Here is a 24,863-nt window from a genome sequence, read left to right on the forward strand (position 1 = left end):
AGAACCAAGTGAGCTAATCATTACTGTATCTATCATATTTACAAGCGTTGAAATTAGGTTTTGAACAATTATTGGTATACATAAGAAAAATAATGATTTGTAAAATCTTTTTCTATCAAAATTCATGTTAAAACCCCTTTCAATTATTTAATTTTACTTGCATTAAAAAATCAACTTTTTCATTGTCAAGAATGGGAAAGTTGAAATCAAACCGACTCTTAAAATTTTAATGATAAAATCTCCAAATGTCAAGTTATAAATTTAAGAACTTAAAAGTTTTTGTGGTTTGAAGATACTTGCAATTAAATTAAAGTTTTAAGCCTATAAAACTGAAAAATAAAAAACGGGATTTTACTCCCGAATTTTACTTTTATGAATAATTTTTTATCATACATTCATATTATAGCTGATTTTTCATTAAATCGTCAAATGATTCTCTTTTTATTGCAAGATGATCCTCTCCATCTTTTACAAAAACAACAGCAGGTTTAGTCATTTGATTGTAATTAGAAGCCATTGAATAGTGGTATGCACCGGTGCAACTTACGATAGCTAAATCGCCAATAGAGGCTTTTGGAATTTTAACATCATAGGCTATCATATCTCCAGATTCACAACATTTGCCAGCAAAAGTTACTGTGTCAGTAGCTTTTTCATTCATTCTATTTGCAAGTGCTACTTCATACTTGGCACCATACAAAGCTGTTCTTATATGGTCACTCATACCACCGTCTATAGACACATAAGTTCTTACATTTGGAATTTCTTTTATTGTACCGATAGTGTAAAGAGTATATCCAGCTTCTCCCACAATAGATCTGCCTGGTTCAAGCCATAGCTGAGGAATATTTATAGAGTTTGAAGTAGATGCATCTTTGAGAGCATTTATAATTTCTTCTAAAGCTGTTTCAATAGGGTAGGAAATATCTTCAGATGTATATCTTATTCCAAAACCTCCCCCTATATTTAAAACTTTTGGAGTGAAATCTAATTCATTTTTCAGCTTTTTAAACCAGCAAAATACTTTTTCTATTGCAGTTCTTGTTCCTTCTGTACCGAAAATCTGTGAACCAATATGGAAGTGGACACCTACAAGATTAAGATTTTTTTTATCTAGTATTCTTTTAATAGCATCTTGAGCCTGTCCATTGTCGATATTAAGTCCAAACTTAGAGTCTGTCATGCCAGTAGAGATGAAGTCGTGGGTATGAGCTTCAACACCTGGAGTAACTCTTAGAAGGCATTTTGGAGTTTTACCCATAGAAGCAGAAATTCTATCTAGTCTTTCAATCTCATCAAAACTATCTATTACAAAACAGCCTATATTTTTTTCAAGTGCCATTTTTATTTCAGTTTCTGTTTTATTATTTCCGTGAAGATGAATCATTTTAGGATCAAAATTTGCTGCAAGAGCATTGTATAATTCGCCTGCAGAAACAACATCGAGTCCCATATTTTCTTCACTCATTATTTTTACAAGATACTTACAGATAAAAGCCTTTGAAGCATAGGAAATATGATAGTTTAATCCTGACTCCTTAAGTACCTTGTGAAATCTCCTGCATTGATTTCTTATTAAATTTTCATCGTAAATAAATAAGGGGGTAGAGTATTTTTCTGCAAGATAGCTAGTATCTACACCTCCTATTGACAAATGTCCATTTTCTTCTATTTTAGAACTTCCATGTAATTGCATAATATATCCTTTCCGTTAAAAATCATAACTTTATATTTTACATACTTTAATTAGTCTACATATTCTACGTCAAGGGAGTTAAAATTAAGTGCAGAAATCTGTTCAGAATTAGCTCCAACACCCTTATAAGTAAATTCAAAAACAGGTATAGTGTCTTTGTAAAAATACACCTTATCCCCAATTTTTACATCTTCATCTACTAGGGCAACTGTATGGCTCATCATCATAGAAACAAGGGGATATCTTTTATAATTTATCTCTACATCATGTCCAATAACCCTTTTTCTTAAAATACCATCCCCGTAGCCAATATTTATTACAGCTACGTGAGTTTTACCATCTTGTGAAATAGAGCTGTCTTTACTGGCTATAAAAGATGAGCAATAGCCGATAGATTGACCATCTAGCAAGTCGTTTATAGCAATAACTTCAGCAGATACTTCTATCGCATGTTGTATTTTACCTTGGTATTCCCAATTTTCATATCCAGGACAGCCGTAAAGAATAATACCAACTCTTACATGGCTATGTTCTGGAAGTTTACCATCTCTACAAAAAGATGCACTGTTTTGGGCGTGTATAAATTTAAAATCATATTTTTCGCAAGCTTTTTTTTCTATATTAAGCCAATTTTCTTTTTCTTTTTCATAGCTATTATTTTTATCGAATTCATCTGCCCATGAAAAATGAGTCCAAATACCATCTATTGCAATGTTATTCTTTTGTGCAAAGTCTAAAGATTCCATAAATTCATCTTCACTTCTGCAACCAGATCTTCTCATCATTCCAGCCCATTCAAGATGCCAACTGATATCTTTCATGTCGTCTTTATGAGTTTTTAGCCAATCTAGATTTGCAATAGAAGAGCTGATTCTGTATTTTCTTAAAGTATCAAAATCATCAGATGGATTTAGCATAAGTATATATACATTTTCATATAAATCTCTAATTTTAATAGCTTCTTTAAGGGAAGTAGTGGCAAAGTTTCGTATTCCCGCCTCATAAAATGTGTTTACAGCTCTTTCAAGACCAAAATTATAGGCATTGTTTTTTACCGTAGCAATTACACCACCGCCAGTTTCCTCAAGAAGAAAACGTGCATTATTGTAAAGAGCTTTTAAATCTATTTTTAATTTTGCATTTTCCATATAAGTCCTCCATTTAATTATTAAAAAGACTTTGCAATTTCTACAAAGAAGTCTACTCCAAAAGTGAGGGCTTCATCTCTCATCATAAGATTGGAAGTATGAAGTCCAGAGATATAGCCCAGTTTTTCATTTCTAATTCCTATAAAAGAGTAGTTTATAGGGCATAGCTGTGAAAAGAATGAAAAATCTTCACCTAAAAGATAAGGATCTTTTTTAAGAGAAAATTTAGCTGAGCTACTTTCTGCAGAAGATTTAACCCTATCTATTAATTTATCGGAGTTAATAAGTGCTGGATAACCATCTCTTAGGGTTAAATCTACCTTGCAAGATGTTGATATTTCAACTCCTTTACAAATATCAGACATCCTTTTTACTATTATGTTTTTATCATCCATGTCATAAGTTCTAATTGTTCCTTCAAGATAACCATTTTCAGGAACAGAATTCATAACTTCTCCAACTTTCATATATCCTATGTGTATAATATTTGTATGTTTGCAATCTAGGTTATAGATAGGTATTGCCTGTATCTGACTGTACAAAGACATAGCTGCATTCATTGCATTTATTCCTTTTTCTCTAATTCCAACATGTGCAGATTTTCCTTTAATTTTAACTGAAAATTCTTGACAACTTGCCATTATAGGACCTTTTCTAGATACGATACTTCCTTCTTCAAAATCTGGATTTACATGAAGGGCATAGGCTGAATCTATATTATATTTTTCAAAATTAAAGGCTTTTATAAGGGTATTTGCACCCCCAAAAGATTCCTCTGATTGCTGGAAAACAGCTAAAATATTTATATTGAGTTTATTTGAGTCTGAAAGATATTTTAGCTCTTTTACGGCTCCAAGAAGCATTGTAGTATGAGCGTCATGTCCACAAGCATGCATAATACCTTCATTTTGTGATGCGTATTCGATATCATTTTTTTCACAGATAGGTAAAGCATCTATATCAGCTCTCAAAATAATATATTTATCACCTTGTCCTTTGATGTGAGCAATAGTTGCAGTAGGAAGTGGTGTTTCATAATCTACCTTCATTTTATCTAATTCTGAACGGATAAAAGCGGCAGTATTAAATTCTTTTTGTGAAAGTTCTGGGTTTTTGTGAAGGTAGTGTCTCCATATTTTCAAATCTTCTACTTTTGTCTTATTCATAAAATTACCTTTCCTTACTATTAATTTAATACAAGATATACCTTGGGTATATCTTGTATTAGTAAATATATTTATAGGCTTCTTAGAGCATCAATTATACTTATTTTTTCTCCGGCCACATCACTTGTTTGCTTGATTATTTTTGCGGGAACTCCAGCTACAACAGAACCTTCTGGAACGTCTTCAGTAACAATTGCACCAGCTGCTACAACAGAACCTTTTCCGATTCGTACTCCTTCAAGGATTACTGCATTTGCTCCTATTAGTACATTATCTTCAACTATTACAGGATTGGCATTTGCAGGTTCAATAACTCCTGCAAGAACTGCTCCTGCTCCAACATGAACATTTTTTCCAGTAGTTGCACGACCGCCTAAAATAGCTCCCATATCTATCATAGTTCCTTCGCCGACAACGGCTCCGATATTAATAACGGCTCCCATCATAACTACTGCATTATCCTTAATTACAGCGTGTTCTCTAATAAGCGCACCAGGTTCTATTCTGGCATTTACACTAGATAGATCCAGTAGTGGAATAGCACTATTTCTTCTGTCGTTTTCTACTACATAATCTATTATTTTATCATTATTTTCTTCAAGAATAAGCTTCCATGTATTAAGGTCTGTAAATAAAACCTTTGAAGTATTGTAACCAAAGTCTTTTACTCCTTCTGGGAAGGTGATTTCTGAAAGATTTTCTCCTTTAATATATACCTTTACAGGTGTAACTTTTTTAGATGTTGCTATATAGTCTATTATTTCCTGCGATGTCAAAAAATCTCTGCTCATAATTATATCCTCTCTTTTTTCCAATTGTTTTTAATGTTAAATCTATCTATAGATTTTATAATATATAACTTACTTTTATCTCTATTAATGAAGATATTATATAAAAAATGTCTTATTTTTAATTTTCATTAAAGGTTATTAAAAGTGTAAAATCCTGCTTCTTTATTCATAAGTTTTTCTGCTGCCTTTAAAGCTCCATCAGCAAAAATTTTCTTAGACTGTGCTCTGTGAGTAATTTCGATTACCTCATCTGTACCAGCAAACATTACTTCATGTTCACCAACTATTGTTCCACCTCTCATAGCACTCATTCCAACTTCCTTTTTATCTCTCTTGTGTTCACCTTGAGATCTGTCATAAATAGGGAAGTAGTCTGGATTTACAGATTGAATAGCTTCTAAAAGCTTAACAGCAGTACCACTTGGAGCATCTATTTTTTTATTGTGATGTCTTTCAAGTATTTCAATATCATAATCCTCAGAAAGTAGAGGAGTTAAAAATTTCAATGCTTCTGTAAGAACATGAACACCATAGCTCATATTTGCGCTGAAAAATAAAGGAATTTCTTTTGCAGCTTCATCCATAAGACTTTGTAGCTTTTCTCTAGCACCGGTAGTAGCAACTACCATAGCTATTTTATGGACTTTTGCAGTCTTTAAAAGTTTTTCAGTGGCATCTGGATGTGAAAAATCAATAATAGCATCTGCTTCTGGTAAGTTTTCAGCATCTTTAAAAACAGGGTAGGATGAATTTTCTATATCTATTAAAGAAAATATACCTACAATTTCAATATTCCTTTCAATAGACAGTGATTCTACCACTTTGCCCATTGTTCCGTAACCGCTTAATATAATTCTCATAGTGTCCTCCTTAATATTAAAATATTATAGCTTCTATGAATTCATAGATAAAAAAGGAATTTATAGAAGCTATAACATTCTTTTGCTAATTTTTTATTTTTAACTTTATCATTAATTAAAGTTAGATAAGTTTCTTTAAAGTAACATTTCCCTGAGAAAAAGTGTATATCAATCCAATAATAAAAGGGGTAAATAGGGCTGCCTACTATATCTAGAGGAGAGTTCTAAATCATAGAATTTAGAAGGGCAGCCATAGGTTAATAGAAAAGCATATTTAAAATAGCTTCCAAATCTAAGATATACACTTCGTCTTCAGGTATAAAAATCTATACTTAATTAAAGATTTTTTGCAATGTTATATAGTTCAATAGCATTATCTCTAACATTATCAGTAGTTGCAATTAGAGGTAATCTAAAGTTTTCATTTCCATATCCCATTTCCTTTAATACTGCCTTTACAGGTGTAGGGCTTACGTCTGCAAAAAGAGATCTTATAAATGGATTAAGTCCGTGTTGAAGTCTTCTTGCTTCTGCGATTTTTCCATCATTTATAAGTGTGTATATACGAAGGAAAGATTCAGGAAGGCAGTTTGTAACTACGCTTATAACTCCATCTCCACCATTTACAAGGAAGTTTAAGAAGCTAGGGTCATCTCCACTAAAAAGTGCAAAATCCTCATTATCTCCAATAAGTCTCTTTACATTTTCAAGATATTTCATATCTCCAGTAGCATCTTTAAGTGCAACTATATTTTTTATTTTTGAAAGTTCTGATACTGTTTCTGGCTGAATAGTCATACCAGTTCTTCCAGGTACATTATAAAGTATAATTGGAATGTCTACTTCATCTGCAACAGCCTTATAATGTGCAATAAGACCTCTTTGGCTAGTTTTATTGTAATAAGGTGTTACAAGTAAAACTGCATCAGCTCCATTTTCTTTAGCTATTCTTGTATTTTCAATAGTAGCTGCAGTATTGTTAGATCCAGTACCAAGAATAATAGGACATTGGTATTTATCGCCTCTAATCTTTAGAGCAGAATTTAGAAGAGTCAACTTTTCTTCAATTGTAAGTGTAGATCCTTCGCCTGTAGTACCAGCTACTACAAGTGCATTTACTCCACTATCTAGTTGAAACTTTATAAGTCTTTCATAAGACTTTATATCAAGTGATCCGTCTTCAAACATTGTAGTTGCTAGGGCAGTTGCTATTCCAGTAAATAATTTCGTCATTTTTGTTACCTCCGTATATAATAATAATAATAATTACTTAGATGATTCAAGAAGTTCAGCTATTTGTACTGCATTACTTGCAGCGCCTTTTCTAATATTATCTGCTACACACCAAATATGGAAGCCATTATCCTGAGATATATCTTTTCTTATTCTTCCAACATATACTTCGTCATGTCCTGTTGCTTCAGTTGGAATAGGATACTGATTATTCCCAGGATCATCTACAAGAACAACTCCAGGAGCATTTCTAAGTATTTCTCTAATTTCTTCAACAGTAGCAACATCTTTAAAAGTTACATCTATTTCTACAGCATGAGAATTCAGCACAGGAACTCTTACGCAAGTAGCAGTAATTCTAACGTCATCGTCAAGATTTAGTATTTTTTTAGTTTCATTTATCATTTTCATTTCTTCCTTTGTGTATCCATTTTCTAAAAATGAATCTATGTGAGGAAGAACATTATTGTAAATAGGATGTGGGTACTTCTTAGGTTCTACACCATTTTGTCCTTCTAATAAATCGTCTATTCCACCTTTGCCTGAGCCAGATACAGCCTGATAAGTAGTATAAGTGATTTTTTCTATATTAAAAGCATCGTTAAGCGGCTTTAGTGGAACTACTGACTGTATAGTAGAACAGTTTGGATTAGCTATTATTTTTCTCTTTAGTGTTGGTCTGTTACATTCTGGAACTATAAGGTCGATGTCTTCTTCCATTCTCCAAGCACTTGAATTATCAATAACTATAACACCATTTTCTTCAGCTATAGGTGCGAATTTTCTAGAAGTGTCTCCACCTGCAGAGAATAGGGCATAGTCGATGTCCTTATCAAAAGAATGTTCATTTAATTCTTCAACTACTACATCTCTATCTCTAAATTTTAAAACCTTACCTGCAGATCTTGAAGATGCCATCATATATATATCATCAACTTGAAGTCCACTTTCAGCTAGACGTTCAATCATTTTTGTTCCTACTACACCTGTTGCTCCTACTATTGCAAAATTTGCCATTTTTATATCCTCCTAAAATCTATTAAATATTAAATTCTTCACAGAAAAGCTGAACAGCTTTTTCTGCATTGTTTTCATCTATTGCATAGGAAATGGAGATTTCAGAAGTTGTTACTTGATAAAATAAAATATCGTTTTTACCTAGAAGTCTAAAAGCTCTAGCTGCAACACCACTTACATCTCTCATTCCTGAACCAACTATTGAAAGTTTTGCACAATCTTCTCTGATTGTACTTTCAATTGAAGGGAAGGCGCTTGAAAGATTTGTTATTACCCTTTCAAGAAAATGTTTGTCAGTTTTCTTGCAGGTAAATGAAATATTTATATTACTTCCTACAACAACCTGACTTATCATATCGATATTTACACTTTGTGTGTCCAATTCATTGAATAGTTTTTCAACAAAATCTGGTGAACATCCATTACAGGTTAGTGTTACATGAAGTATATTTTTGTCCAGAGCCACTCCGGTAACTACCTTTTTTTCAAGTAAATCAATGTTTTCCATAATCCATGTCCCTTTCTTTTCTGATAAAGTTTTTGCCAAATAAATTGGCACATGATAGTTCTTTGCAATTTCTACACATCTTGTTTCTAAAACTCCTGCGCCTAAAGCTGAAAGTTCAAGCATTTCTTCATAGCTTACTTGCTCAAGCTGTTTTGCCTCAGGATACAGTCTAGGATCTGTTCCAAAGACTCCAGTAACATCTGTATAGATTTCACAAGGTGCAGCAATTGCTGTTGCCAAAGCAACTGCACTAGTATCTGAACCACCTCTTCCAAGAGTTGTAATCTCTTTGTTTTCATTGACTCCTTGGAAACCTGCGACAACAAGAACATCAAACTTTTCGAGTTCCTTTAGAATGAATTCAGAATCTATATTAGCGATTCTACTTTTAGTATGTTGCCCAAAGGTTTTTATTCCAGCTTGCATTCCAGTAAGGGAACGAGCAGGAACACCAATGTGATTTAGATTAATAGCCATTAATGAAATTGTATTTTGCTCTCCAACAGCAAGAAGAGTATCTAGCTCTCTGATATCGGGATCTGCAGTAATTTCTGCAGCCTGCTTTAAAAGAGAGTCAGTAGTTTTTCCCATTGCAGAAACTACAACAAGAAGTTTTTCATTATTTTCAGTTCGCTTTTTTAAATATTCAGAAATAGCTTTTATTTTTTCAATACTAGCTACTGAACTTCCACCAAACTTTAATACTGTAATTCTTTTCATATATTCCTCCTAAAACATAATCTACTATAAACACTTGAAATATTCCGATTATTACTTGTTTTAAAAATATTCAGTTTAAATAAGATAAAAAACCAGAATAAAAATGCTTTTATTAAATTTTTTTTGAATTGGAATAATAAATAGAAAGGCAAATGCAATTGCCTGCATTTGCCTGAAGAAATATACGTACTCAAGATTCAAATGCGGCTAGCTCTCCAAAATGTGTGGAGTAGAGAGTACGAAAAATCGATCTGCATTGCCCATATAGTAAAAAAAAGACAAATGCAGATAGCCTACATTTGTCATAATATCAATATTAAAGACATAATATATGGCTAGCTCTCCATTACACAAATAATGACAAAACAACTGTTGTTAACAGATGTTCCAAGAACATAAAATCGGCAAAAATCATATTCTTTCGGCGATATCCCCTTTTACTATATACTGCTTGCCGGCATTGTATAAAGTTACTGATGTCAATCGCGCCTCTACCCTATTTATTAAGTTGTGTTATATTATACGTCACTAAAAAAGATTTGTAAAGACCTGATTTTTTTTGGCAAAATTGAAAAATCGAATAAAGTATTGTTCAAAGTTCAAATAAATAAAATAAACATTTGGGAATTTTAAGAAAAGTTAATTTTATTATAAAAAAATAAAAAATATAGAGAAAAAAATTATATAATTAAGAATACAGTATTAAAAAATAAAAATAAAATGAAAAAAGCAAAAAAAAAAGAAAATAAATGATGTATATATAAATTGCGAGAAACAAAACTTTATTATATAAATAAATATCATATAATACTTAAAAATAATAAAAGATACTACTTTTGAGCGAAATGATTTTTTATTTTAGATACTTTTTTATTTAAAATAAAAAACAAGCTCTATATAAAATTAGTATAGACTTATTGCTAATGCCTAAATAGGGTAAGTCTAAACAGACAAGGACAGTTTAACATATATAGTATTTAATTGTAAGTATAAAAAGGTATTTATATTTAGTTATAGAGAAAAGTAGTTATTAAAAGTTTGAAATATAAAAAATAACTAGCTATTAATGTTTAGAGGGTTATATTATATTAATAAAAATCTAATATAAAGATAAATGGGGTTATTGATCAGTTCAATAAAGATTGTGAATATTTGAAAATAAGATAATAAGAATAAACAATTAAAGTTTAAAATATGTTAGAATAAGGGTATATAAAATGATTAAAAAGAAGCATTACTATACAGAAATAATTAAAAAGGAGGGAAGTATGTCAGATAGTTATTCAATTGATTCGCTTAGAGAAGAGCTATTTAATTTACAGGATTTAAAGTATAGGGATTTTAATTCAAAATTGATTCCTACGGTAGATATAGAAACTATGATTGGCGTAAGGTCAGCGGAACTTAAAAAACTTGCAAAGAAAATTTACAAGACTGATTTTGCAAGGGAGTTTTTAAAAGACCTACCTCATAAATATTATGATGAGTATATTCTTCATGTTCATATAGTAAATCTTATGAAAAACTATGAAGAAAGTATCCAATATATAGAAGAAATTCTTCCTTATATAGACAACTGGGCAGTCTGTGATAGTTTGGGACCGAAAATTCTAAAAAAACACCCAGAAGAAGTATATGAAAAAATACTAGAGTGGATAGAAGATGAAAAGACCTATACTATAAGGTTTGGAATAGTTACTTTGATGTCTAATTATCTTGATGAGTATTACAAGAATGAGCATTTGGACATAGTGTCTAATATAAAAAGTAATGAATACTATATAAACATGGCTATTGCTTGGTATTTTAGTTATGCTCTAATAAAACAGTATGAAGATGCTATAGAGATAATAAGGTTGGTGAAAATGGATAAGTTTGTTCACAACAAGTCTATACAAAAGGCTGTGGAGAGTCTAAGGGTAAGCAAAGAAAGAAAAGATTATCTTAAGACATTAAAAAAGAAATAGGATTTTAGCTCTACAAAAAAATAAGATATTCGAGAGGAGAGTTATTTATGGGAGAAATGATTACAAAATTAATTATAACAATAATTATAATTGTCTTTTTAACTTTTATTTTTTCATGGTTTATAGGTTACAAGATGACGAAACCTAAGAGATTAAAGATAAAATCTAATCCTAAGGAAAAATTAGGAGTTGACTATGAAAATATAGAATTCAAATCTGGTGAAAATACAATAAAGGGATGGTATATACCTTCTGAAGAAAATAGATTTACAGTAGTTTATTCACATGGATATCTTGAAAATAGAGAAAGTTTTACAATAGATATTTATAGGGTAATAGAAGAGATGAGATCCTTAGGAGGAAATGTGCTTTGCTTTGATTTTTCTGGAAGTGGCGAGTCTGATGGTCCTTGTTTAACTTGTGGTTATAGGGAGAAAGACGATTTGATGAAGGCTATAGATTTTGCCAAGACAAAGTCTAATGCGCCTATAATTATATATGGAATATCTATGGGGGCTGCAACAACAGCTCTTGTAACAAGTGAAAGAGATGATATAGCAGCTGCAATTTGTGATAGCCCATTTTCAAATTTAAAAGAATATTTATCAATGAACCTAGGTGTCTGGACACATCTTCCAAAGTTTCCATTTCAACCTATAATTTTTAAGGCGATGGAAAAAACTTCAGGTCTTAGCTTAGATAAAGTTGTTCCAGCAGATAGCGTTAAAAATTCAAAGGTTCCTATTTTAATAATGCATGGAAAGGGAGATCATCTGATTCCATATACTGAAAGTGTTAAGTTAAAAAAGCTTAATCCTGATATGGTAACTTTAGATATTATAGAAAATGATGATCACTGCAAGTCTTTAGAAAAGCAAAGAGATAGATATATGGAAAACATAAGTAATTTTATAGATAAAGTTCTTGAAGATAAGAAAAAATAAGTAAAGAAAAACTATTCCAAAAGTGAAAAATAATGCTTTATAGTGTATAATAAAAAGAGCCTGTATTTGAGAGTATAGGCTCTTTTTAAGCTTTAAATGGCTTTTTATGTTTAATTGGTGATTTTAAATATCATTATTGACACATAAAGTATATTTAAAAATTTAATATAGGAGGAATTTGAATGAGAACTTATTCGAAATTTGAAAGAAAATTAGTTTTTTCTTCACTACTAATTTCATTTTTGCTTTCCATGGGGGGACAAGCTTCCGCCATGCACATAATGGAGGGATATTTACCTGCAACTTATTGTGTAGCTTGGGGAGCGATATGTATTCCGTTTTTGGTTATGGGAATTATAAACATTAAAAAAACAGTAAAAGATAAACCAAAAACAATTTTGATACTTGCTATGTCAGGTGCTTTTATATTCCTTGTATCTTCATTGAAGATACCTTCAGTAACAGGAAGTTGTAGCCACATGACAGGTACTGGACTTGCAGCGATACTTTTTGGAGTTAGCTCAACAAGTGTTCTTGGATTAATAGTACTTATTTTTCAGGCAATTCTTCTTGCCCACGGTGGTTTAACAACTTTAGGAGCAAATACATTTAGTATGGCTATAGCAGGACCAATAGTTGCATATCTTCTTTACAATGCTGGAAAGAGAATGAAGATAAATAGAAAGGTCAATATATTTATAGCAGCAGCTTTAGGCGATCTTTTAACTTATTGTATTACTTCAATACAGTTGGCAATTGCCTACCCAAGTCCTGATGGTGGAGTATTGGCAAGTGCACTTAAATTTTTAGCAGTATTTGCACCTACTCAACTTCCACTTGCGATTATTGAAGGAATATTGACGGTATTAATAATAATAGGATTAGAAACATACGCAGTTCCAGAACTTAAAGAACTTAATTATTTTGATAATTAAGCTGGATTTTTAAAACTGTATTTTCTATAAAGGCTTGGACATAGTCTATTAGCCGCAATAATTATAATTTATGGGAGGAGATATATGACAAAGAACCTTGACTTAACAACTGGAAGTATTTCAAAAAAATTATTTAAACTATCTCTACCAATAATGGGAACTTCATTTATGCAGTGCGGCTATAATATGGTGGATATGTTTTGGGTTGGGAAAACAGGAGCAAATGCAGTTGCTGCTGTTGGAACGGCAGGATTTTATCCTTGGTTAGCTGTTGCACTGATAATTATAGCTAGAATTGGTGGCGAGGTAAGGGTAGCTCAAAGTATAGGAGAAAAAAACGAGCAAAAAACTAGAATGTATATTAAATCAGCTATTGAGTTAAATATAATACATGCATTAATCTATAGTGCAATTCTTATAATTTTTAGTGATTATTTAATAGGATTTTTTAGACTTCACAGTTATGAAGTAAATCAAATGGGATCTATATATTTAAAAATAATAGGTGCAGGCATGATTTTCACCTTTATGAATCCTGTCTTTACAGCAATATTTAATGGTATGGGCAACTCTTCTACACCATTTAAAATTAATGCTATGTGTCTTTTAATTAATATTGTTCTCGATCCTATTTTAATTTTGGGAATAGGAGGTTTTCCTAAATTAGGAGTTACAGGGGCTGCTCTAGCTACAGTCTTTGCACAAATGGTAGGGACAATAATTTTTATGTATTTAGCTTATAAGCAGAGAAATACATATTTTAAGATTAATTTATACAGAGATATAGACACAAGATATTATAAAGAACTTTATAAATTAGGTTTTCCACCTGCTATTCAAAGTGCTATGTTTACTCTTATATCTATGACTTTGGGTGTAATAGTTGCTATATGGGGACCAGTAGCAATAGCGGCTCAAAAAGTAGGAACTCAGATAGAGTCTATTTCTTATATGACAGCTGATGGTATGGCGTCTGCTATGAGTTCATTTGTAGGACAAAATGTAGGAGCAAAAGAAGGACAAAGAGTTAAAAAAGGAATAAGATTAGGTCTTTATTTTGCAGCAATTTGGGGAATTTTAAGCGGTCTCTTTATGATAGTTTTTGGAAGAGAAATATTTGCTATATTTATAAACGAAAAAACAGCAATAGCTGTAGGTAGTGCCTATTTAATAATATTAGGATACTCTCAGCCATTTAATTGTATAGAAATAATAGCTAGTGGTATTTTTAAAGGACTTGGAAGAACGATATTACCTTCTTTTGTAAGTATATTTTTTAATGCTTTGAGAATACCTGCTGCGATTTTATTATCTAGAAGCGAATTAATGGGACTAAATGGAGTATGGTGGGCAATTTCAATTTCAAGTATTGTAAAGGGAATTATAATGTTTATAGCAGTTGTATTTAGATATAGAAAAAAAAGCCTTTATCCTAAAAATAGTAAAGAAGAGATAATCTGCTAATATAGAAATAATTTAAAAATCATAAAAAGTTTCTCAGTAAGATTATTATAGTTAGTTTATAAAAAGAAAAGTAGTTTAGATTGCTTTTAAAATAGATGGAGGTGTATTTGGTGGCTAATAAGAAAGATAGATCAGAAGATGTTGAAAGAACTGTGGATTCTGTGGAAGAAAACATAGTAAAAAACTCATCAAAAGAAAAAAACACACTAAAGGCTGTGGATAAGAAGAAAAAAGGAAACAAAAAGACGGTTTTCCTTCTAATAGTTTTAGCGATTGTATTATCAATTGCACCATTATTTGTATTAAAGGGTGCAGAGTTTGGTGGAAGTGATGATGCAGGAAGTGAAGTAGTAGAAGAAATCAAGGGAACAGAGTATGAACCTTGGTTTGAGCCAGTAATGGAAAAAGTTATCGGTGGAGAAATTCCTGGAGAAATAGAAAGCTTACTATTCTGTGTTCAGACAGGAATAGGAGTAGCTATAGTTGCCTATGGTTTCGGATATCTTGTTGCAAGAAAAAAATATTCTCCAAAGTAGGGTGATAAGGTGATATTTATAGGAATGGTAATAGCAATAGCAGTATTTGGAATGTTTTTCAAAACTGTGCCTACAAATTATTTATTACTAGCATCTTCTTTAATAGTTATATTTATGGGACTTTTAAAGCATGAGCATTCAGAATCACTGCTTTCTATAGATTTGATATCTAGAACAAATAAAATGAGTTCATTAAAAAGCAGTTTTAAAATATCAATTTCTATGGTCTTAATAGTTCTATGTGTTATTTCAGATAAGGCAATAATTGGATGCTTGATATTTGCAATTTCAAGTCTTACATTAATTTTATATGCGAAGATAAAGTTGAAAACATATTTAAGGATTTTATCTGTAGCCCTTGCCTTTATATTTTTGGGAGGACTTGCAATAGTATTTAACTATTCAAAAGCTCCTATGGATGTATTGAGTATAAATTTTGATGGAGGATTTCTAGGTATTTCTAAAATATCTCAGGTGGAGGCTAGGTTAGTTGTGTCAAAAGCCTTTGGCGCTATTAGCGCTCTTTACTTAATGAGCTTGACAACATCTATGTCTGAAATTATATATTTCTTAAAAAAGTTGCATCTGCCAAGAGTAATAATAGATCTTATGTATCTAATTTATAGATGTATATTTATAATATATGAAATGTATATTATTATGAAAAGATCAGCTAAAAGCAGAGCAGGTTTTTCGAGTTACAAAAGAGGAATTAGAAGTACAGCTAAAATTTATAGTAATTTGCTAATAAGGAGTTATATGTCTTCTTCAAAGATGTTTGACGCTATGTTGGCAAGATGTTACAATGGTGAGATTAATTTTCTTGCTGAAGAAGAATATAAATAAAGATATAAAAACAAAACTGACTAAACTATTGAAATAAATCTCATAGTTTAGTCAGTTTTTTTATGAGTAAAATTATGGTTTTATTTGGATATACTTTCTCCTTTTATTTCCTAAATGATGAAAATTATAGTAAAATGGAAGTAGTTGTATGAAAGGATTGAGAATTTATGATTGGTAGAGAAGAAATATTGAGATTAGAGAATGTAGATTTTAGCTATAATAATGAAAAAAAAGCCCTTAGTGATATAAATCTATCTCTAAAAAGAGGAGAAAAGCTCGTTATTCTTGGGCAAAATGGTTCCGGAAAAAGCACTTTATTTTTATGTTGTAATATGATAAATGCTATATCTTCAGGAAGTATTTTTCTAAAAGGTAAAAAAGTAGAAAATAATAAAAAAAATATAAATGAGCTTAGAAAATCAGTTGGAATTGTATTTCAAAATCCTAACGACCAGATAATAGCATCAAGTGTATATGAAGAAATAAGTTTTGGTCCTATGAATTTAGGTTTAAAAATAGATGATGTGAGAGAAAGAATAGAAAAGTCAATTAAAATGATGGGACTTGAAGATTATAGAAAAAGAATGACTCAGTATCTTTCAGGCGGTGAACAAAAGAGGGTTACAATAGCTGATATATTGGCAATGTATCCAGATATTATATTGTTTGATGAACCTATGGCAAGTCTCGATATGAAAAGTTCCAGGGAGCTAGAAAAAAATCTGAATATGCTATCAAAAAATCAAATAGGAATAGTTGTAGCTACTCATGATATAGATTTCGCTTGGAGATGGGCTGACAGAATAGTGGTTATGAGTGAGGGAAAAATAATAAATGATTCTAATCCAGAAGAACTATTTGAAAACAATGAGATAATAAAAGAAGCTGAATTAGACATGCCTATACTTTATACAATTGGGAAAAAGCTAAAGATGAACACCATTCCTAAAAAAATAGAGGAAGTAGAGATATAGAATATACAAATTAAAATGTTTATAAAAAAAATGAAAATATAAATTTAGGGAAGGATGATAGTTATGATAAGAGAATATAAAGATAAAAAAGCAGAAATATCTCCAAGCAGTTATATAGATGAAAACTCAAGTATAGTAGGTGATGTTGTACTTGAAGAAAATACAAGTGTATGGCCATTTGCTTCTATAAGAGGTGATAGAGGTAAGATTTTCATAGGCAAAAATACAAATGTTCAAGATTGTGCAGTAATACACAATCCTAGTTATATAGGAGAGGGTGTTTCTATAGGTCATAGTGCAATAGTTCATGGGGCTAAAATAAGAGATAATGTTCTTATTGGTATGGGAGCAATAATATTAGATAATGCAGATATTGGAGAAAACTGTATAGTAGGAGCTGGAGCACTTGTAACTGGAAATAAAAAATTTGAAGCGAATACACTGATATTAGGTTCTCCTGCAAAAGCGATAAGAAAGCTTACAGAAGAAGAGATTGAATCTATAAGGGAAAATGCTAGGGAATACAATGAATTGAGATTAGACTATAAATAGAAAGTAAATAATCAAGGTGAATTATATTTAAAAAAGCTTATTTATAAAGAAAGTTATCAAGAGCAAATAATATTAAAATTATAGAATTAAAGAAAATACATATAATGTAGAAAAATAATTATAGATATTTTAAAAGAAGTATTGTAAATTTATAGACAATTTAAAATCAAACAAAAAAGACCAGTAAATATATATTTATTGGTCTTTTTTGTTATTGAATTCTTATTATAAATTTTAAATTATTTTGTTATGTTACTTTTCAGGAGTAACCCTAGTGTGCATAAAGAACCATACTAAACCAAATAATACATATATAACTCCAAGTATATTTGGAAGAGAAGGCATTGAGTTTCCTCCTACAATAGCAATTACTAAAAGTACAATAGCAAATACTAAAAACTTCATAACCCAACGGTCCTTTTTAGGTTTGTTCTTTTTGTCTTTTTTGCTCATGATAAAGATAACCACCTAATTATTAGCATTCTATTAAGCGGTATTCCTCCTTTCTTCTTATTCACTATTATAGTACACTACAGGAAATAAAAAAAGATGTAAGTAAACTAAAAATACAAAAATAATACAAAATACAATAAATGAAATTTAAAAATGAAAAATAATATTAAATATTAGAAAAAATATGAAAAGAAAGAATAAAACTATGAAAAATAAAATCAGATGCCCTTAAATCAATTATTATAGAAATCAAAAAAAAGAAATAATTAAAAATAGCAGTTTAAGAATTTAGGAAAATGTAGTATTATATATGTGACAACATTTCAGAGTACGGGAGAAATGTGTAAATTTTTAGCATTTTGAATTGAAAGCAAGATGTTGAAATATCGAATATTAGTAATTTGAATTTTTTAGGAGGAATTTTTAATGAACATTAATCAAAAGGCTGTAAATGCTTTGAGAATTTTATCTGCTGACCAGATAGAAAAGGCTAATTCAGGACATCCTGGTTTACCACTTGGTGCAGCTCCAATAGCATATGAACTATGGGCTAACCATATGAACCACAATCCAAAGAATGCAAACTGGGAAAACAGAGATAGATTTATCTTATCTGCAGGACATGGTTCTGCATTATTATACTCACTTCTTCATATGTTTGGATATGAAGGAATGACAGTTGATGAATTAAAGAACTTTAGACAGTTTGGATCATTGACTCCAGGTCATCCAGAATATAGACATACAGTAGGTGTTGAATCAACAACTGGACCACTTGGTGCTGGTGTATCTACAGCAGTAGGTATGGCTATGGCAGAAGCTCATTTAGCTTCAGAATTCAACAAGGAAGGATACCCAGTAGTAGATCACTATACATACGCTTTAACAGGTGATGGATGTTTAATGGAAGGTATAGCATATGAAGCTCTTTCATTAGCAGGAACTTTAAAGCTTGATAAGTTAGTTGTTCTTTACGATTCAAACAATATAACAATAGAAGGAGATACTGCAGGTGCATTTACTGAAGATGTAGCAGGAAGATTTGAAGCTTTCGGATTTCAGGTACAGACAGTAGAAGATGGTAATGACCTTGAAGCAATAGGCAAGGCAATAGAAAATGCAAAGGCTGATAAGGAAAGACCATCTGTAATAATCTGTAAGACTCATATAGGTTATGGTTCTCCAAAGCAGGATACTGCTGGTGTTCATGGATCACCTCTAGGAGAAGACGGAGTACGTGCTCTAAGAGAAAACTTATCTTGGGAATGTGATGAAGCTTTTGTTGTACCTGAAGAGATATATGCTCACTACAATAAGATAGCAGAAGAAAATGCAAAGAAGGAAGAAGCTTGGAATAAGATGTTTGCAGAATATGCAGCGAAGTTCCCAGAAGAAAAGAAGAAATGGGATGAATTCTTCGGTGAATTTGATGTATCAAAGCTAGACTCAGAAGAATTTTGGGCTCATGAAAATAAGTCTATGGCTACAAGAGCTACATCAGGAGACATAATAAACAAGTTAAAGGATATGTATTCTAACCTAATAGGTGGATCTGCAGACTTAGGTCCATCTAATAAGACAGAAATGAAGGGGGAAGGATTCTTCTCAGCTGAAGATAGAAGCGGAAGAAATATACACTTTGGTGTAAGAGAAATGGCTATGACTGCTATAACTAATGGTATCTATCTTCATGGTGGATTAAGACCATTCTGTGCAACATTCTTTGTATTCAGTGACTTTATGAAGCCAATGATAAGATTAGCTGCATTAATGGGATTACCAGTAGCTTATGTACTTACTCATGATAGTATAGGTGTTGGAGAAGACGGTCCTACTCATGAACCAGTAGAACAGTTATCTATGCTTAGATCTATACCAAATCTAAATGTATTTAGACCAGCTGACTATACAGAAACTGCAGTAGCTTGGGCTCAGGCTATGAAGTCTGAAACAACTCCAACTGCAATAGTTCTTACTAGACAGGGATTACCACAGTTAGAAGGTTCTTCTAAGGAAGCTTTCAGAGGTGGATATGTAGTATCTGAAGCATCAAACCAGAATAACATAGATCTTATATTAATGGCTTCAGGTTCAGAAGTTGAATTAGCAATAAATGCTCAGAAGGCACTAGAAGGCGAAGGAAAGTCTGTAAGAGTAGTATCTATGCCATGTATGGACATATTTGAAGCTCAGGATGCAGCTTACAAGGAAACAGTACTTCCATTTGGAGTAAGAGCAAGAGTAGCTATAGAAGCAGGTGCTGAAATGCCTTGGTTTAAGTATGTAGGACTAGATGGTCAGGTAGTAGGAATGACTTCATTTGGTGCATCAGCTCCAGCAGGAGAACTATTCAAGCACTTCGGATTTACTACAGAAAATATTGTAGAAGTAGCTAAGAAGGTAATGAAGTAATTTTTAATATATAAAATTAAAATAAAAAGTTGATATATATAAGATATTTGCCGGATAGTATTTAAATTTCTATTTAGCATATTATCTTAAAACTAGATAAATAATTAGGGGACTGCAAACAGTTTAATCTGTGAGCAGTCCCTTTTTATATCTTTATATATGCTTTTTAAAAAATATATTTTATTTTAATTTTAGATGTACTATTAGATTAAATGTTATATAATTGGAAATGCTATATTAAAATGCAGATAAAAAGTTAGCTATTATAGATGTAGATAAGAAGAAATATACTTGTGCTTAATTTTGAAAATATAAAGGCTATAAAAAATTTTACGGAATTTGTTAATGAAATGAAAATTTTAGCGTATACATATATGAAAGACAAGTGATCATTTAAATAAAGAAATAATAGTACTATTAGAAAGAGGAGGTGATTGTATGAATTTTGAAGATATATATGATGAGTACATTGACAGAGTTTATAGATTTGTAAATATAAAAGTAGGAAATAAGCATGATGCAGAGGATATTACATCAAAAATATTTGAAAAAGTATACTTAAATATAGAAGCTTATTGTAAAGATAAGGGAAGTCTTGATACCTGGGTCTTTACAATTACAAGAAATGAAATATCTTCATACTATAGAGCTAGAAAAGTTCAGACAGTGTGCTTGGATAGTGTTGGAGAAATAGTGGACAATCACGATTTTCCTGAAAAGCATATTGAAAATAAATTTGAGAGCAGCAAATTAAAGGATGCTGTAGATAGTCTTAATGAAAATGAAAAGACTGCAGTAGCATACAAATATGGTTTGGGTCTTAAAAATAATGAGATAGCGGACTTGATGAATATCTCGAGCTCAAATGTAGGGGTAGTTCTATTCAGAAGTATGAAGAAGTTAAAATTATTACTGGAGGGATAAACATGAAAAAAGATGATAATAATATAGAGAAGTTATTTGATAAAGAGTTCGATGAATTTATGCAGGGAGAAATTAAAGGAAGCTATTCTCCAGACGAAGAGACAAAAAAAAGAATTAAATCAAGAGTAATGAAGAACATTGAAAATAAGGAAGAAGAAAGAAAGGAGAACATTACTTTATTAAGTGATGTTAGAGATAAAAATATGAAGTCTAAAACTGGAAAGAAGAAAATAGGCAAGATTGCTACAATAGTTGCAAGTTTGGCAATAGTAGTAGGGATAGGAACTGGAATAACAATAGGTAAGGATTTTATGACAACTACTAAAGTAGTTAAGGCTGGTAGAATAACTATTGATGAAGAACAACTTGATGTTGATCCATCAGAAATAGTGGTAAGACTACCGAAAGAACTAAAGGGAAAGGTATTTGACAAGAATGGAAAGGCTTTAGATTCTTTAAATGGATCTATGAAAAATATTTATGATGAAAATGGAAATAGAATAGAAAAACTTCCAATAGATGAAAATGGAAATTATAAGCCTGAAAATATAGAGGAAACTATAGAGTCTAAGAATTTCAAAGATATAAATGAGGCTGCTAAGCATGCTAACTTTACATTAAGAGTATTACCTGGTATGAATATAGATAAGGTAGAGTTTTTGAAAAAAGAAGATGGCAAGGTCGATGGAGACTATGCAAACATATACCAGAGTAAGGACGGACAGCAAATAGTATTATCTGAACGTAAGGGTACAGATGAATTATCTTATGAAACAGGTGGAAGCAAGGTAGATAAAGTAAAGGTTCTTGGAAAGGATGCTATACTTTATAATGAACACAACATAGAACTAGATAATGGCGATTCATATATAGGTATATATGCAAAGCTATCAGATTATAGAAATGATAACTTAGTAAAACTAGCTAATACACTAGTAGAAGTAAAATAGTAAATAATAAGATAAAAAACTCCTAAGAAATTTCTTAGGAGTTTTTTTATTTAAATTAATTAATCAATTTATTTTCTATCAATAATTAGTCTAATGGACAAACAGTATATATAGTCATTCAAATAAATAGATACTTTGAGAGTACTATTAAATTGAAATGAATATATTAGTGGACCATGAAATTCAATTATTGCTTAAATAGCTATAAAGTAATTAAAGTTATTTTAACTAATAGAGATACTTTGGATTCTATTTATATTTATAGAAACCTTCTCCAGCGTTAATTCCAGTTTTGCCTTGATCTATGTAAGATTTTAGCATAGTAGCTATTTTATAGGCTTTAGATTCAGGATCAGAAGCATCTGGACTCATTGAAACTATATTATAGGCTGTAGTCAGACCAACGATGTCTAGTATTCTAAAAGGTCCCATAGGAGCTCCGGTAGCAATTGTCCATGTCTTATCTATAGTTTCTATATCTGCAACACCATTTGCATAAAGATAAGATGCAGAATTAAGTAGAGGAACTAACATAGTATTTAATATATAGCCAGGTTGTTCTTTTTTCAATTTAAGAGGAATCATATTGATTGACTCTGCGAATTCAACAACCTCATCATAATATTTCTGATCAGTTTTATCATGTCCCATTATTTCTGCCGTATTATTTCTCCAAATTTCATTTGCAAAGTGTAGAGCCAGGAACTTTTCTGGTCTGGCAGTGTATTTTGCAAAACTACTTGGAAGCATAGTAGAAGAATTTGTTGCTAAAACTGTTTTTTTAGGAAGGTGCTTAGAAAGCTCCTCATAGAAAGAAATTTTTTCAGTAGGATTTTCTGCAACACATTCTATAACGAAATCTGCATCATTAAAGGCTTCTGAGTAGCTTGTAGTTAGTAGAATATTGTCATATGCTTTTATAACAGTGTCCTTCATTTCTTGAATTTTGTCGTATGTAAGGTTTTCCTTAGGTCCAAAACCCCTATAATAAATAGAACTATCATTATCCATTTCATCTAGAGAAGAAAGATAAATATTCTTTAAACGTTCAAATTTAGGTTTTGCTCTTCCTATAGAAGCCTCACTTCTGAGCCAAACCTTAACATTATATCCAGAAAATGCTGTTTGAAAAGCAATCTGACTTCCTAAAACGCCGCCACCTGCAATTGTAATATTTTTAAATTTCATATGTATAACCTCCTTTTAAGATACAGTTAGAAAAATTACATTAATATTATCTATGTATAATTGATACCCTTTAAAATAGATCTAAACTATATTAATTGAAAATAAATAAAAAAATATAATATTCAATAAAAATGAAAAGTGTAAATATAAGTTACTAGCAGAGAAGAAGCTATATATAGAGGAGAAAAAGTATATAAAGCATATATAGATGAGTAAAAGTATTTGCTAGTATATAAATCCATATATTAAAGAAGATGTAAGAAGTCAGCCAAAAGATCTAGCGAAAAAGAAAGAAGTTAACTGAAAGAAAGGATGCAATAAATAATGAAAGCTGTTATGATATAGGTACAGAGGTAAGAATATGATATAAATTATATAGATAAAAGAACTTTTTTATAGTTTTTATAAAAAAATATGGAGTAGAAGAAAGAAAAAACGATAAAATTTATATAAAAAAATATGTATTTTTCGTGTAACATAAGTTTTTTTGAAAAAAGTATAAAAAAATATTATATAGTTATACATATCATACAGGTTACTAAAATAACTTAAAAAGAAAAAATGTACGTTAATATATGAATAAATATATTAAGTATAAATATAAAAGTTCGTTTTTTATAAAAAAATAAAAAAAAATAAAAAAAGTTTATAAAAAGTGTTGACTCTTATGTATAGCTATGATAATATAATACTTGTCCTTGAGGGACACGAAAAAAAGAAAAAAACACAAGCAAGATTAAAAAGCTTAGATGTGGTTATTATAGCAGAGAGGATACACCTGTTCCCATTCCGAACACAGAAGTTAAGCTCTCGAGCGCTGATAGTACTTGATGGGAAACTGTCTGGGAGAGTAGGACGTAGCCACGTTATTCCAAGGTAGCTCAATGGTGGAGCAACCGGCTGTTAACCGGTAGGCTGTGGGTTCGAGCCCCACCCTTGGAGCTTTTAATCTGGCTCCTTGGTCAAGCGGTTAAGACACCGCCCTTTCACGGCGGTAACAGGGGTTCGATTCCCCTAGGAGTCATAAGTGGGAGTATAGCTCAGCTGGGAGAGCATCTGCCTTACAAGCAGGGGGTCACAGGTTCGAGCCCTGTTACTCCCACCATTCAAAAATGCTGGTGTGGCTCAACGGTAGAGCAGCTGACTTGTAATCAGCAGGTTGTAGGTTCGATTCCTATCACCAGCTCCAGAGTAATTTAATAATATGGTCCATTAGCTCAGTAGGTAGAGCACTTGACTTTTAATCAAGGTGTCCCGCGTTCGAATCGCGGATGGATCACTTTTCGGAGAGGTGTCCGAGTGGTTTAAGGAGCTGGTCTTGAAAACCAGTGATGCTTTACGGCACCGTGGGTTCGAATCCCACCCTCTCCGCCATTTTTAATTAAATAGTAATAATACGGAGAAGTACTCAAGTGGCTCAAGAGGATCCCCTGCTAAGGGATTAGGCTGGATTTAACCGGTGCGAGGGTTCGAATCCCTCCTTCTCCGCCATTATGGACGAGGTGTAGCGCAGTTTGGTAGCGCACGTGGTTTGGGACCATGGGGCCGGGGGTTCGAGTCCCTTCACCTCGACCATTTT

The 24,863-nt window shown here is 31.5% G+C and carries 21 protein-coding genes, 8 tRNA genes, 1 rRNA gene and 1 riboswitch; of the genes, 20 read left to right on the forward strand and 10 right to left on the reverse strand.

Going from position 1 to position 24,863, the window contains the following annotated elements:
- Window positions 1-400: 400 nt before the first annotated feature.
- From lysA to BMY82_RS07635, 8 genes are all read right to left on the reverse strand, one after another.
- Window positions 401-1,696, reverse strand: a complete 1,296-nt coding sequence (gene lysA / locus BMY82_RS07600; protein WP_091975964.1) for a diaminopimelate decarboxylase — start codon at window positions 1,694-1,696, stop codon at window positions 401-403.
- 50 nt (window positions 1,697-1,746) lie between these two features.
- Window positions 1,747-2,844 carry an alanine racemase gene (locus BMY82_RS07605; RefSeq protein WP_091975965.1) on the reverse strand — a complete coding sequence of 366 codons (1,098 nt, stop codon included), beginning with the start codon at window positions 2,842-2,844 and terminating at the stop codon, window positions 1,747-1,749.
- 20 nt (window positions 2,845-2,864) lie between these two features.
- Entirely contained in the window at window positions 2,865-4,010 is a 1,146-nt protein-coding gene (locus BMY82_RS07610) for a M20 metallopeptidase family protein (protein WP_091975966.1), read from the reverse strand.
- 71 nt (window positions 4,011-4,081) lie between these two features.
- Entirely contained in the window at window positions 4,082-4,801 is a 720-nt protein-coding gene (dapD, locus tag BMY82_RS07615) for a 2,3,4,5-tetrahydropyridine-2,6-dicarboxylate N-acetyltransferase (RefSeq protein ID WP_091975967.1), read from the reverse strand.
- 128 nt (window positions 4,802-4,929) lie between these two features.
- Window positions 4,930-5,661 (reverse strand): 4-hydroxy-tetrahydrodipicolinate reductase, encoded by a 732-nt coding sequence (gene dapB, locus BMY82_RS07620; RefSeq protein ID WP_091975968.1) that lies wholly within the window; start codon window positions 5,659-5,661, stop codon window positions 4,930-4,932.
- Window positions 5,662-5,997: 336 nt separating this feature from the next.
- Window positions 5,998-6,894: a 4-hydroxy-tetrahydrodipicolinate synthase gene (gene dapA / locus BMY82_RS07625; RefSeq protein ID WP_091975969.1), complete on the reverse strand. Its 897-nt coding sequence runs from the start codon at window positions 6,892-6,894 to the stop codon at window positions 5,998-6,000.
- 33 nt (window positions 6,895-6,927) lie between these two features.
- Window positions 6,928-7,911, reverse strand: coding sequence for an aspartate-semialdehyde dehydrogenase (locus BMY82_RS07630; RefSeq protein ID WP_091975970.1), 984 nt, complete (start codon window positions 7,909-7,911; stop codon window positions 6,928-6,930).
- Between the two features lie 22 nt (window positions 7,912-7,933).
- The gene (locus BMY82_RS07635; RefSeq protein ID WP_091975971.1) at window positions 7,934-9,139 is read right to left on the reverse strand and encodes an aspartate kinase; all 1,206 of its coding nucleotides are present in this window, start codon (window positions 9,137-9,139) and stop codon (window positions 7,934-7,936) included.
- Window positions 9,140-9,467: 328 nt separating this feature from the next.
- Window positions 9,468-9,641: riboswitch (Lysine riboswitch) on the reverse strand.
- Window positions 9,642-10,407: 766 nt separating this feature from the next.
- Here BMY82_RS07635 and BMY82_RS07640 point away from each other — a divergent pair.
- The 8 genes from BMY82_RS07640 (at window position 10,408) to BMY82_RS07675 (ending at window position 17,357) form a co-directional block, all read left to right on the forward strand.
- Window positions 10,408-11,106, forward strand: a complete 699-nt coding sequence (locus BMY82_RS07640) for a DNA alkylation repair protein (RefSeq protein WP_091975972.1) — start codon at window positions 10,408-10,410, stop codon at window positions 11,104-11,106.
- Between the two features lie 47 nt (window positions 11,107-11,153).
- Complete coding sequence (locus BMY82_RS07645; RefSeq protein WP_091975973.1) at window positions 11,154-12,050, forward strand: alpha/beta hydrolase; 897 nt, start codon at window positions 11,154-11,156, stop codon at window positions 12,048-12,050.
- A gap of 182 nt (window positions 12,051-12,232) precedes the next feature.
- Complete coding sequence (locus BMY82_RS07650) at window positions 12,233-12,985, forward strand: energy-coupling factor ABC transporter permease (RefSeq protein WP_091975974.1); 753 nt, start codon at window positions 12,233-12,235, stop codon at window positions 12,983-12,985.
- 84 nt (window positions 12,986-13,069) lie between these two features.
- Window positions 13,070-14,449 carry an MATE family efflux transporter gene (locus BMY82_RS07655; RefSeq protein WP_091975975.1) on the forward strand — a complete coding sequence of 460 codons (1,380 nt, stop codon included), beginning with the start codon at window positions 13,070-13,072 and terminating at the stop codon, window positions 14,447-14,449.
- Between the two features lie 110 nt (window positions 14,450-14,559).
- Complete coding sequence (locus BMY82_RS07660) at window positions 14,560-14,985, forward strand: energy-coupling factor ABC transporter substrate-binding protein (protein WP_330386706.1); 426 nt, start codon at window positions 14,560-14,562, stop codon at window positions 14,983-14,985.
- Between the two features lie 9 nt (window positions 14,986-14,994).
- Complete coding sequence (gene cbiQ / locus BMY82_RS07665) at window positions 14,995-15,831, forward strand: cobalt ECF transporter T component CbiQ (protein ID WP_091975977.1); 837 nt, start codon at window positions 14,995-14,997, stop codon at window positions 15,829-15,831.
- A gap of 167 nt (window positions 15,832-15,998) precedes the next feature.
- Complete coding sequence (locus tag BMY82_RS07670; RefSeq protein ID WP_091975978.1) at window positions 15,999-16,805, forward strand: energy-coupling factor ABC transporter ATP-binding protein; 807 nt, start codon at window positions 15,999-16,001, stop codon at window positions 16,803-16,805.
- A 63-nt stretch (window positions 16,806-16,868) separates the two neighbouring features.
- Window positions 16,869-17,357: a gamma carbonic anhydrase family protein gene (locus BMY82_RS07675; RefSeq protein WP_091975979.1), complete on the forward strand. Its 489-nt coding sequence runs from the start codon at window positions 16,869-16,871 to the stop codon at window positions 17,355-17,357.
- A 252-nt stretch (window positions 17,358-17,609) separates the two neighbouring features.
- Here the strand turns inward: BMY82_RS07675 and BMY82_RS07680 are convergent, their stop codons facing one another.
- Entirely contained in the window at window positions 17,610-17,810 is a 201-nt protein-coding gene (locus tag BMY82_RS07680; RefSeq protein WP_091975980.1) for a hypothetical protein, read from the reverse strand.
- A gap of 426 nt (window positions 17,811-18,236) precedes the next feature.
- Between BMY82_RS07680 and tkt the strand changes: the two genes are divergently transcribed.
- The 3 genes from tkt to BMY82_RS07695 all read left to right on the forward strand — a co-directional run bounded on the left by tkt (window position 18,237) and on the right by BMY82_RS07695 (window position 22,096).
- Window positions 18,237-20,222, forward strand: coding sequence for a transketolase (tkt, locus tag BMY82_RS07685; RefSeq protein WP_091975981.1), 1,986 nt, complete (start codon window positions 18,237-18,239; stop codon window positions 20,220-20,222).
- A gap of 438 nt (window positions 20,223-20,660) precedes the next feature.
- The gene (locus BMY82_RS07690) at window positions 20,661-21,146 is read left to right on the forward strand and encodes an RNA polymerase sigma factor (protein WP_091975982.1); all 486 of its coding nucleotides are present in this window, start codon (window positions 20,661-20,663) and stop codon (window positions 21,144-21,146) included.
- A gap of 2 nt (window positions 21,147-21,148) precedes the next feature.
- A complete protein-coding gene (locus BMY82_RS07695; protein WP_091975983.1) occupies window positions 21,149-22,096 on the forward strand; it encodes a hypothetical protein in 948 nt (315 codons plus the stop codon).
- Window positions 22,097-22,345: 249 nt separating this feature from the next.
- Here BMY82_RS07695 and BMY82_RS07700 read toward each other — a convergent pair whose 3' ends face one another.
- Complete coding sequence (locus BMY82_RS07700) at window positions 22,346-23,284, reverse strand: 3-hydroxyacyl-CoA dehydrogenase (protein ID WP_091975984.1); 939 nt, start codon at window positions 23,282-23,284, stop codon at window positions 22,346-22,348.
- 750 nt (window positions 23,285-24,034) lie between these two features.
- Between BMY82_RS07700 and rrf the strand changes: the two genes are divergently transcribed.
- The 9 genes from rrf to BMY82_RS07745 all read left to right on the forward strand — a co-directional run bounded on the left by rrf (window position 24,035) and on the right by BMY82_RS07745 (window position 24,859).
- Window positions 24,035-24,151, forward strand: a 5S ribosomal RNA gene (rrf, locus tag BMY82_RS07705).
- A gap of 3 nt (window positions 24,152-24,154) precedes the next feature.
- A tRNA-Asn gene (locus tag BMY82_RS07710) sits at window positions 24,155-24,226 on the forward strand.
- A 10-nt stretch (window positions 24,227-24,236) separates the two neighbouring features.
- Window positions 24,237-24,308: transfer RNA gene (locus BMY82_RS07715), tRNA-Glu, on the forward strand.
- A gap of 5 nt (window positions 24,309-24,313) precedes the next feature.
- Window positions 24,314-24,389, forward strand: a tRNA-Val gene (locus tag BMY82_RS07720).
- Between the two features lie 9 nt (window positions 24,390-24,398).
- A tRNA-Thr gene (locus tag BMY82_RS07725) sits at window positions 24,399-24,473 on the forward strand.
- Between the two features lie 17 nt (window positions 24,474-24,490).
- A tRNA-Lys gene (locus tag BMY82_RS07730) sits at window positions 24,491-24,563 on the forward strand.
- 6 nt (window positions 24,564-24,569) lie between these two features.
- A tRNA-Ser gene (locus tag BMY82_RS07735) sits at window positions 24,570-24,658 on the forward strand.
- Window positions 24,659-24,682: 24 nt separating this feature from the next.
- Window positions 24,683-24,775: transfer RNA gene (locus BMY82_RS07740), tRNA-Ser, on the forward strand.
- Between the two features lie 7 nt (window positions 24,776-24,782).
- Window positions 24,783-24,859, forward strand: a tRNA-Pro gene (locus BMY82_RS07745).
- The last annotated feature ends 4 nt before the right edge of the window (window positions 24,860-24,863 follow it).

The organism is Peptostreptococcus russellii (genome assembly GCF_900110295.1).
Taxonomy (GTDB): Bacteria; Bacillota; Clostridia; order Peptostreptococcales; family Peptostreptococcaceae; genus Peptostreptococcus; species Peptostreptococcus russellii_A.

What these genes read in the sequence shown, in the direction of transcription:
- lysA (WP_091975964.1), bottom strand. Translation starts at nt 1,696, where the DNA reads ATGCAATTACATGGAAGTTCTAAAATAGAAGAAAATGGACATTTGTCA.
- BMY82_RS07655 (WP_091975975.1), top strand. Translation starts at nt 13,070, where the DNA reads ATGACAAAGAACCTTGACTTAACAACTGGAAGTATTTCAAAAAAATTA.
- dapD (WP_091975967.1), bottom strand. Translation starts at nt 4,801, where the DNA reads ATGAGCAGAGATTTTTTGACATCGCAGGAAATAATAGACTATATAGCA.
- BMY82_RS07605 (WP_091975965.1), bottom strand. Translation starts at nt 2,844, where the DNA reads ATGGAAAATGCAAAATTAAAAATAGATTTAAAAGCTCTTTACAATAAT.
- BMY82_RS07695 (WP_091975983.1), top strand. Translation starts at nt 21,149, where the DNA reads ATGAAAAAAGATGATAATAATATAGAGAAGTTATTTGATAAAGAGTTC.
- BMY82_RS07670 (WP_091975978.1), top strand. Translation starts at nt 15,999, where the DNA reads ATGATTGGTAGAGAAGAAATATTGAGATTAGAGAATGTAGATTTTAGC.
- BMY82_RS07630 (WP_091975970.1), bottom strand. Translation starts at nt 7,911, where the DNA reads ATGGCAAATTTTGCAATAGTAGGAGCAACAGGTGTAGTAGGAACAAAA.
- tkt (WP_091975981.1), top strand. Translation starts at nt 18,237, where the DNA reads ATGAACATTAATCAAAAGGCTGTAAATGCTTTGAGAATTTTATCTGCT.
- BMY82_RS07680 (WP_091975980.1), bottom strand. Translation starts at nt 17,810, where the DNA reads ATGAGCAAAAAAGACAAAAAGAACAAACCTAAAAAGGACCGTTGGGTT.
- BMY82_RS07690 (WP_091975982.1), top strand. Translation starts at nt 20,661, where the DNA reads ATGAATTTTGAAGATATATATGATGAGTACATTGACAGAGTTTATAGA.
- BMY82_RS07675 (WP_091975979.1), top strand. Translation starts at nt 16,869, where the DNA reads ATGATAAGAGAATATAAAGATAAAAAAGCAGAAATATCTCCAAGCAGT.
- BMY82_RS07700 (WP_091975984.1), bottom strand. Translation starts at nt 23,284, where the DNA reads ATGAAATTTAAAAATATTACAATTGCAGGTGGCGGCGTTTTAGGAAGT.
- BMY82_RS07635 (WP_091975971.1), bottom strand. Translation starts at nt 9,139, where the DNA reads ATGAAAAGAATTACAGTATTAAAGTTTGGTGGAAGTTCAGTAGCTAGT.
- dapB (WP_091975968.1), bottom strand. Translation starts at nt 5,661, where the DNA reads ATGAGAATTATATTAAGCGGTTACGGAACAATGGGCAAAGTGGTAGAA.
- BMY82_RS07640 (WP_091975972.1), top strand. Translation starts at nt 10,408, where the DNA reads ATGTCAGATAGTTATTCAATTGATTCGCTTAGAGAAGAGCTATTTAAT.
- dapA (WP_091975969.1), bottom strand. Translation starts at nt 6,894, where the DNA reads ATGACGAAATTATTTACTGGAATAGCAACTGCCCTAGCAACTACAATG.
- BMY82_RS07610 (WP_091975966.1), bottom strand. Translation starts at nt 4,010, where the DNA reads ATGAATAAGACAAAAGTAGAAGATTTGAAAATATGGAGACACTACCTT.
- BMY82_RS07645 (WP_091975973.1), top strand. Translation starts at nt 11,154, where the DNA reads ATGGGAGAAATGATTACAAAATTAATTATAACAATAATTATAATTGTC.
- BMY82_RS07650 (WP_091975974.1), top strand. Translation starts at nt 12,233, where the DNA reads ATGAGAACTTATTCGAAATTTGAAAGAAAATTAGTTTTTTCTTCACTA.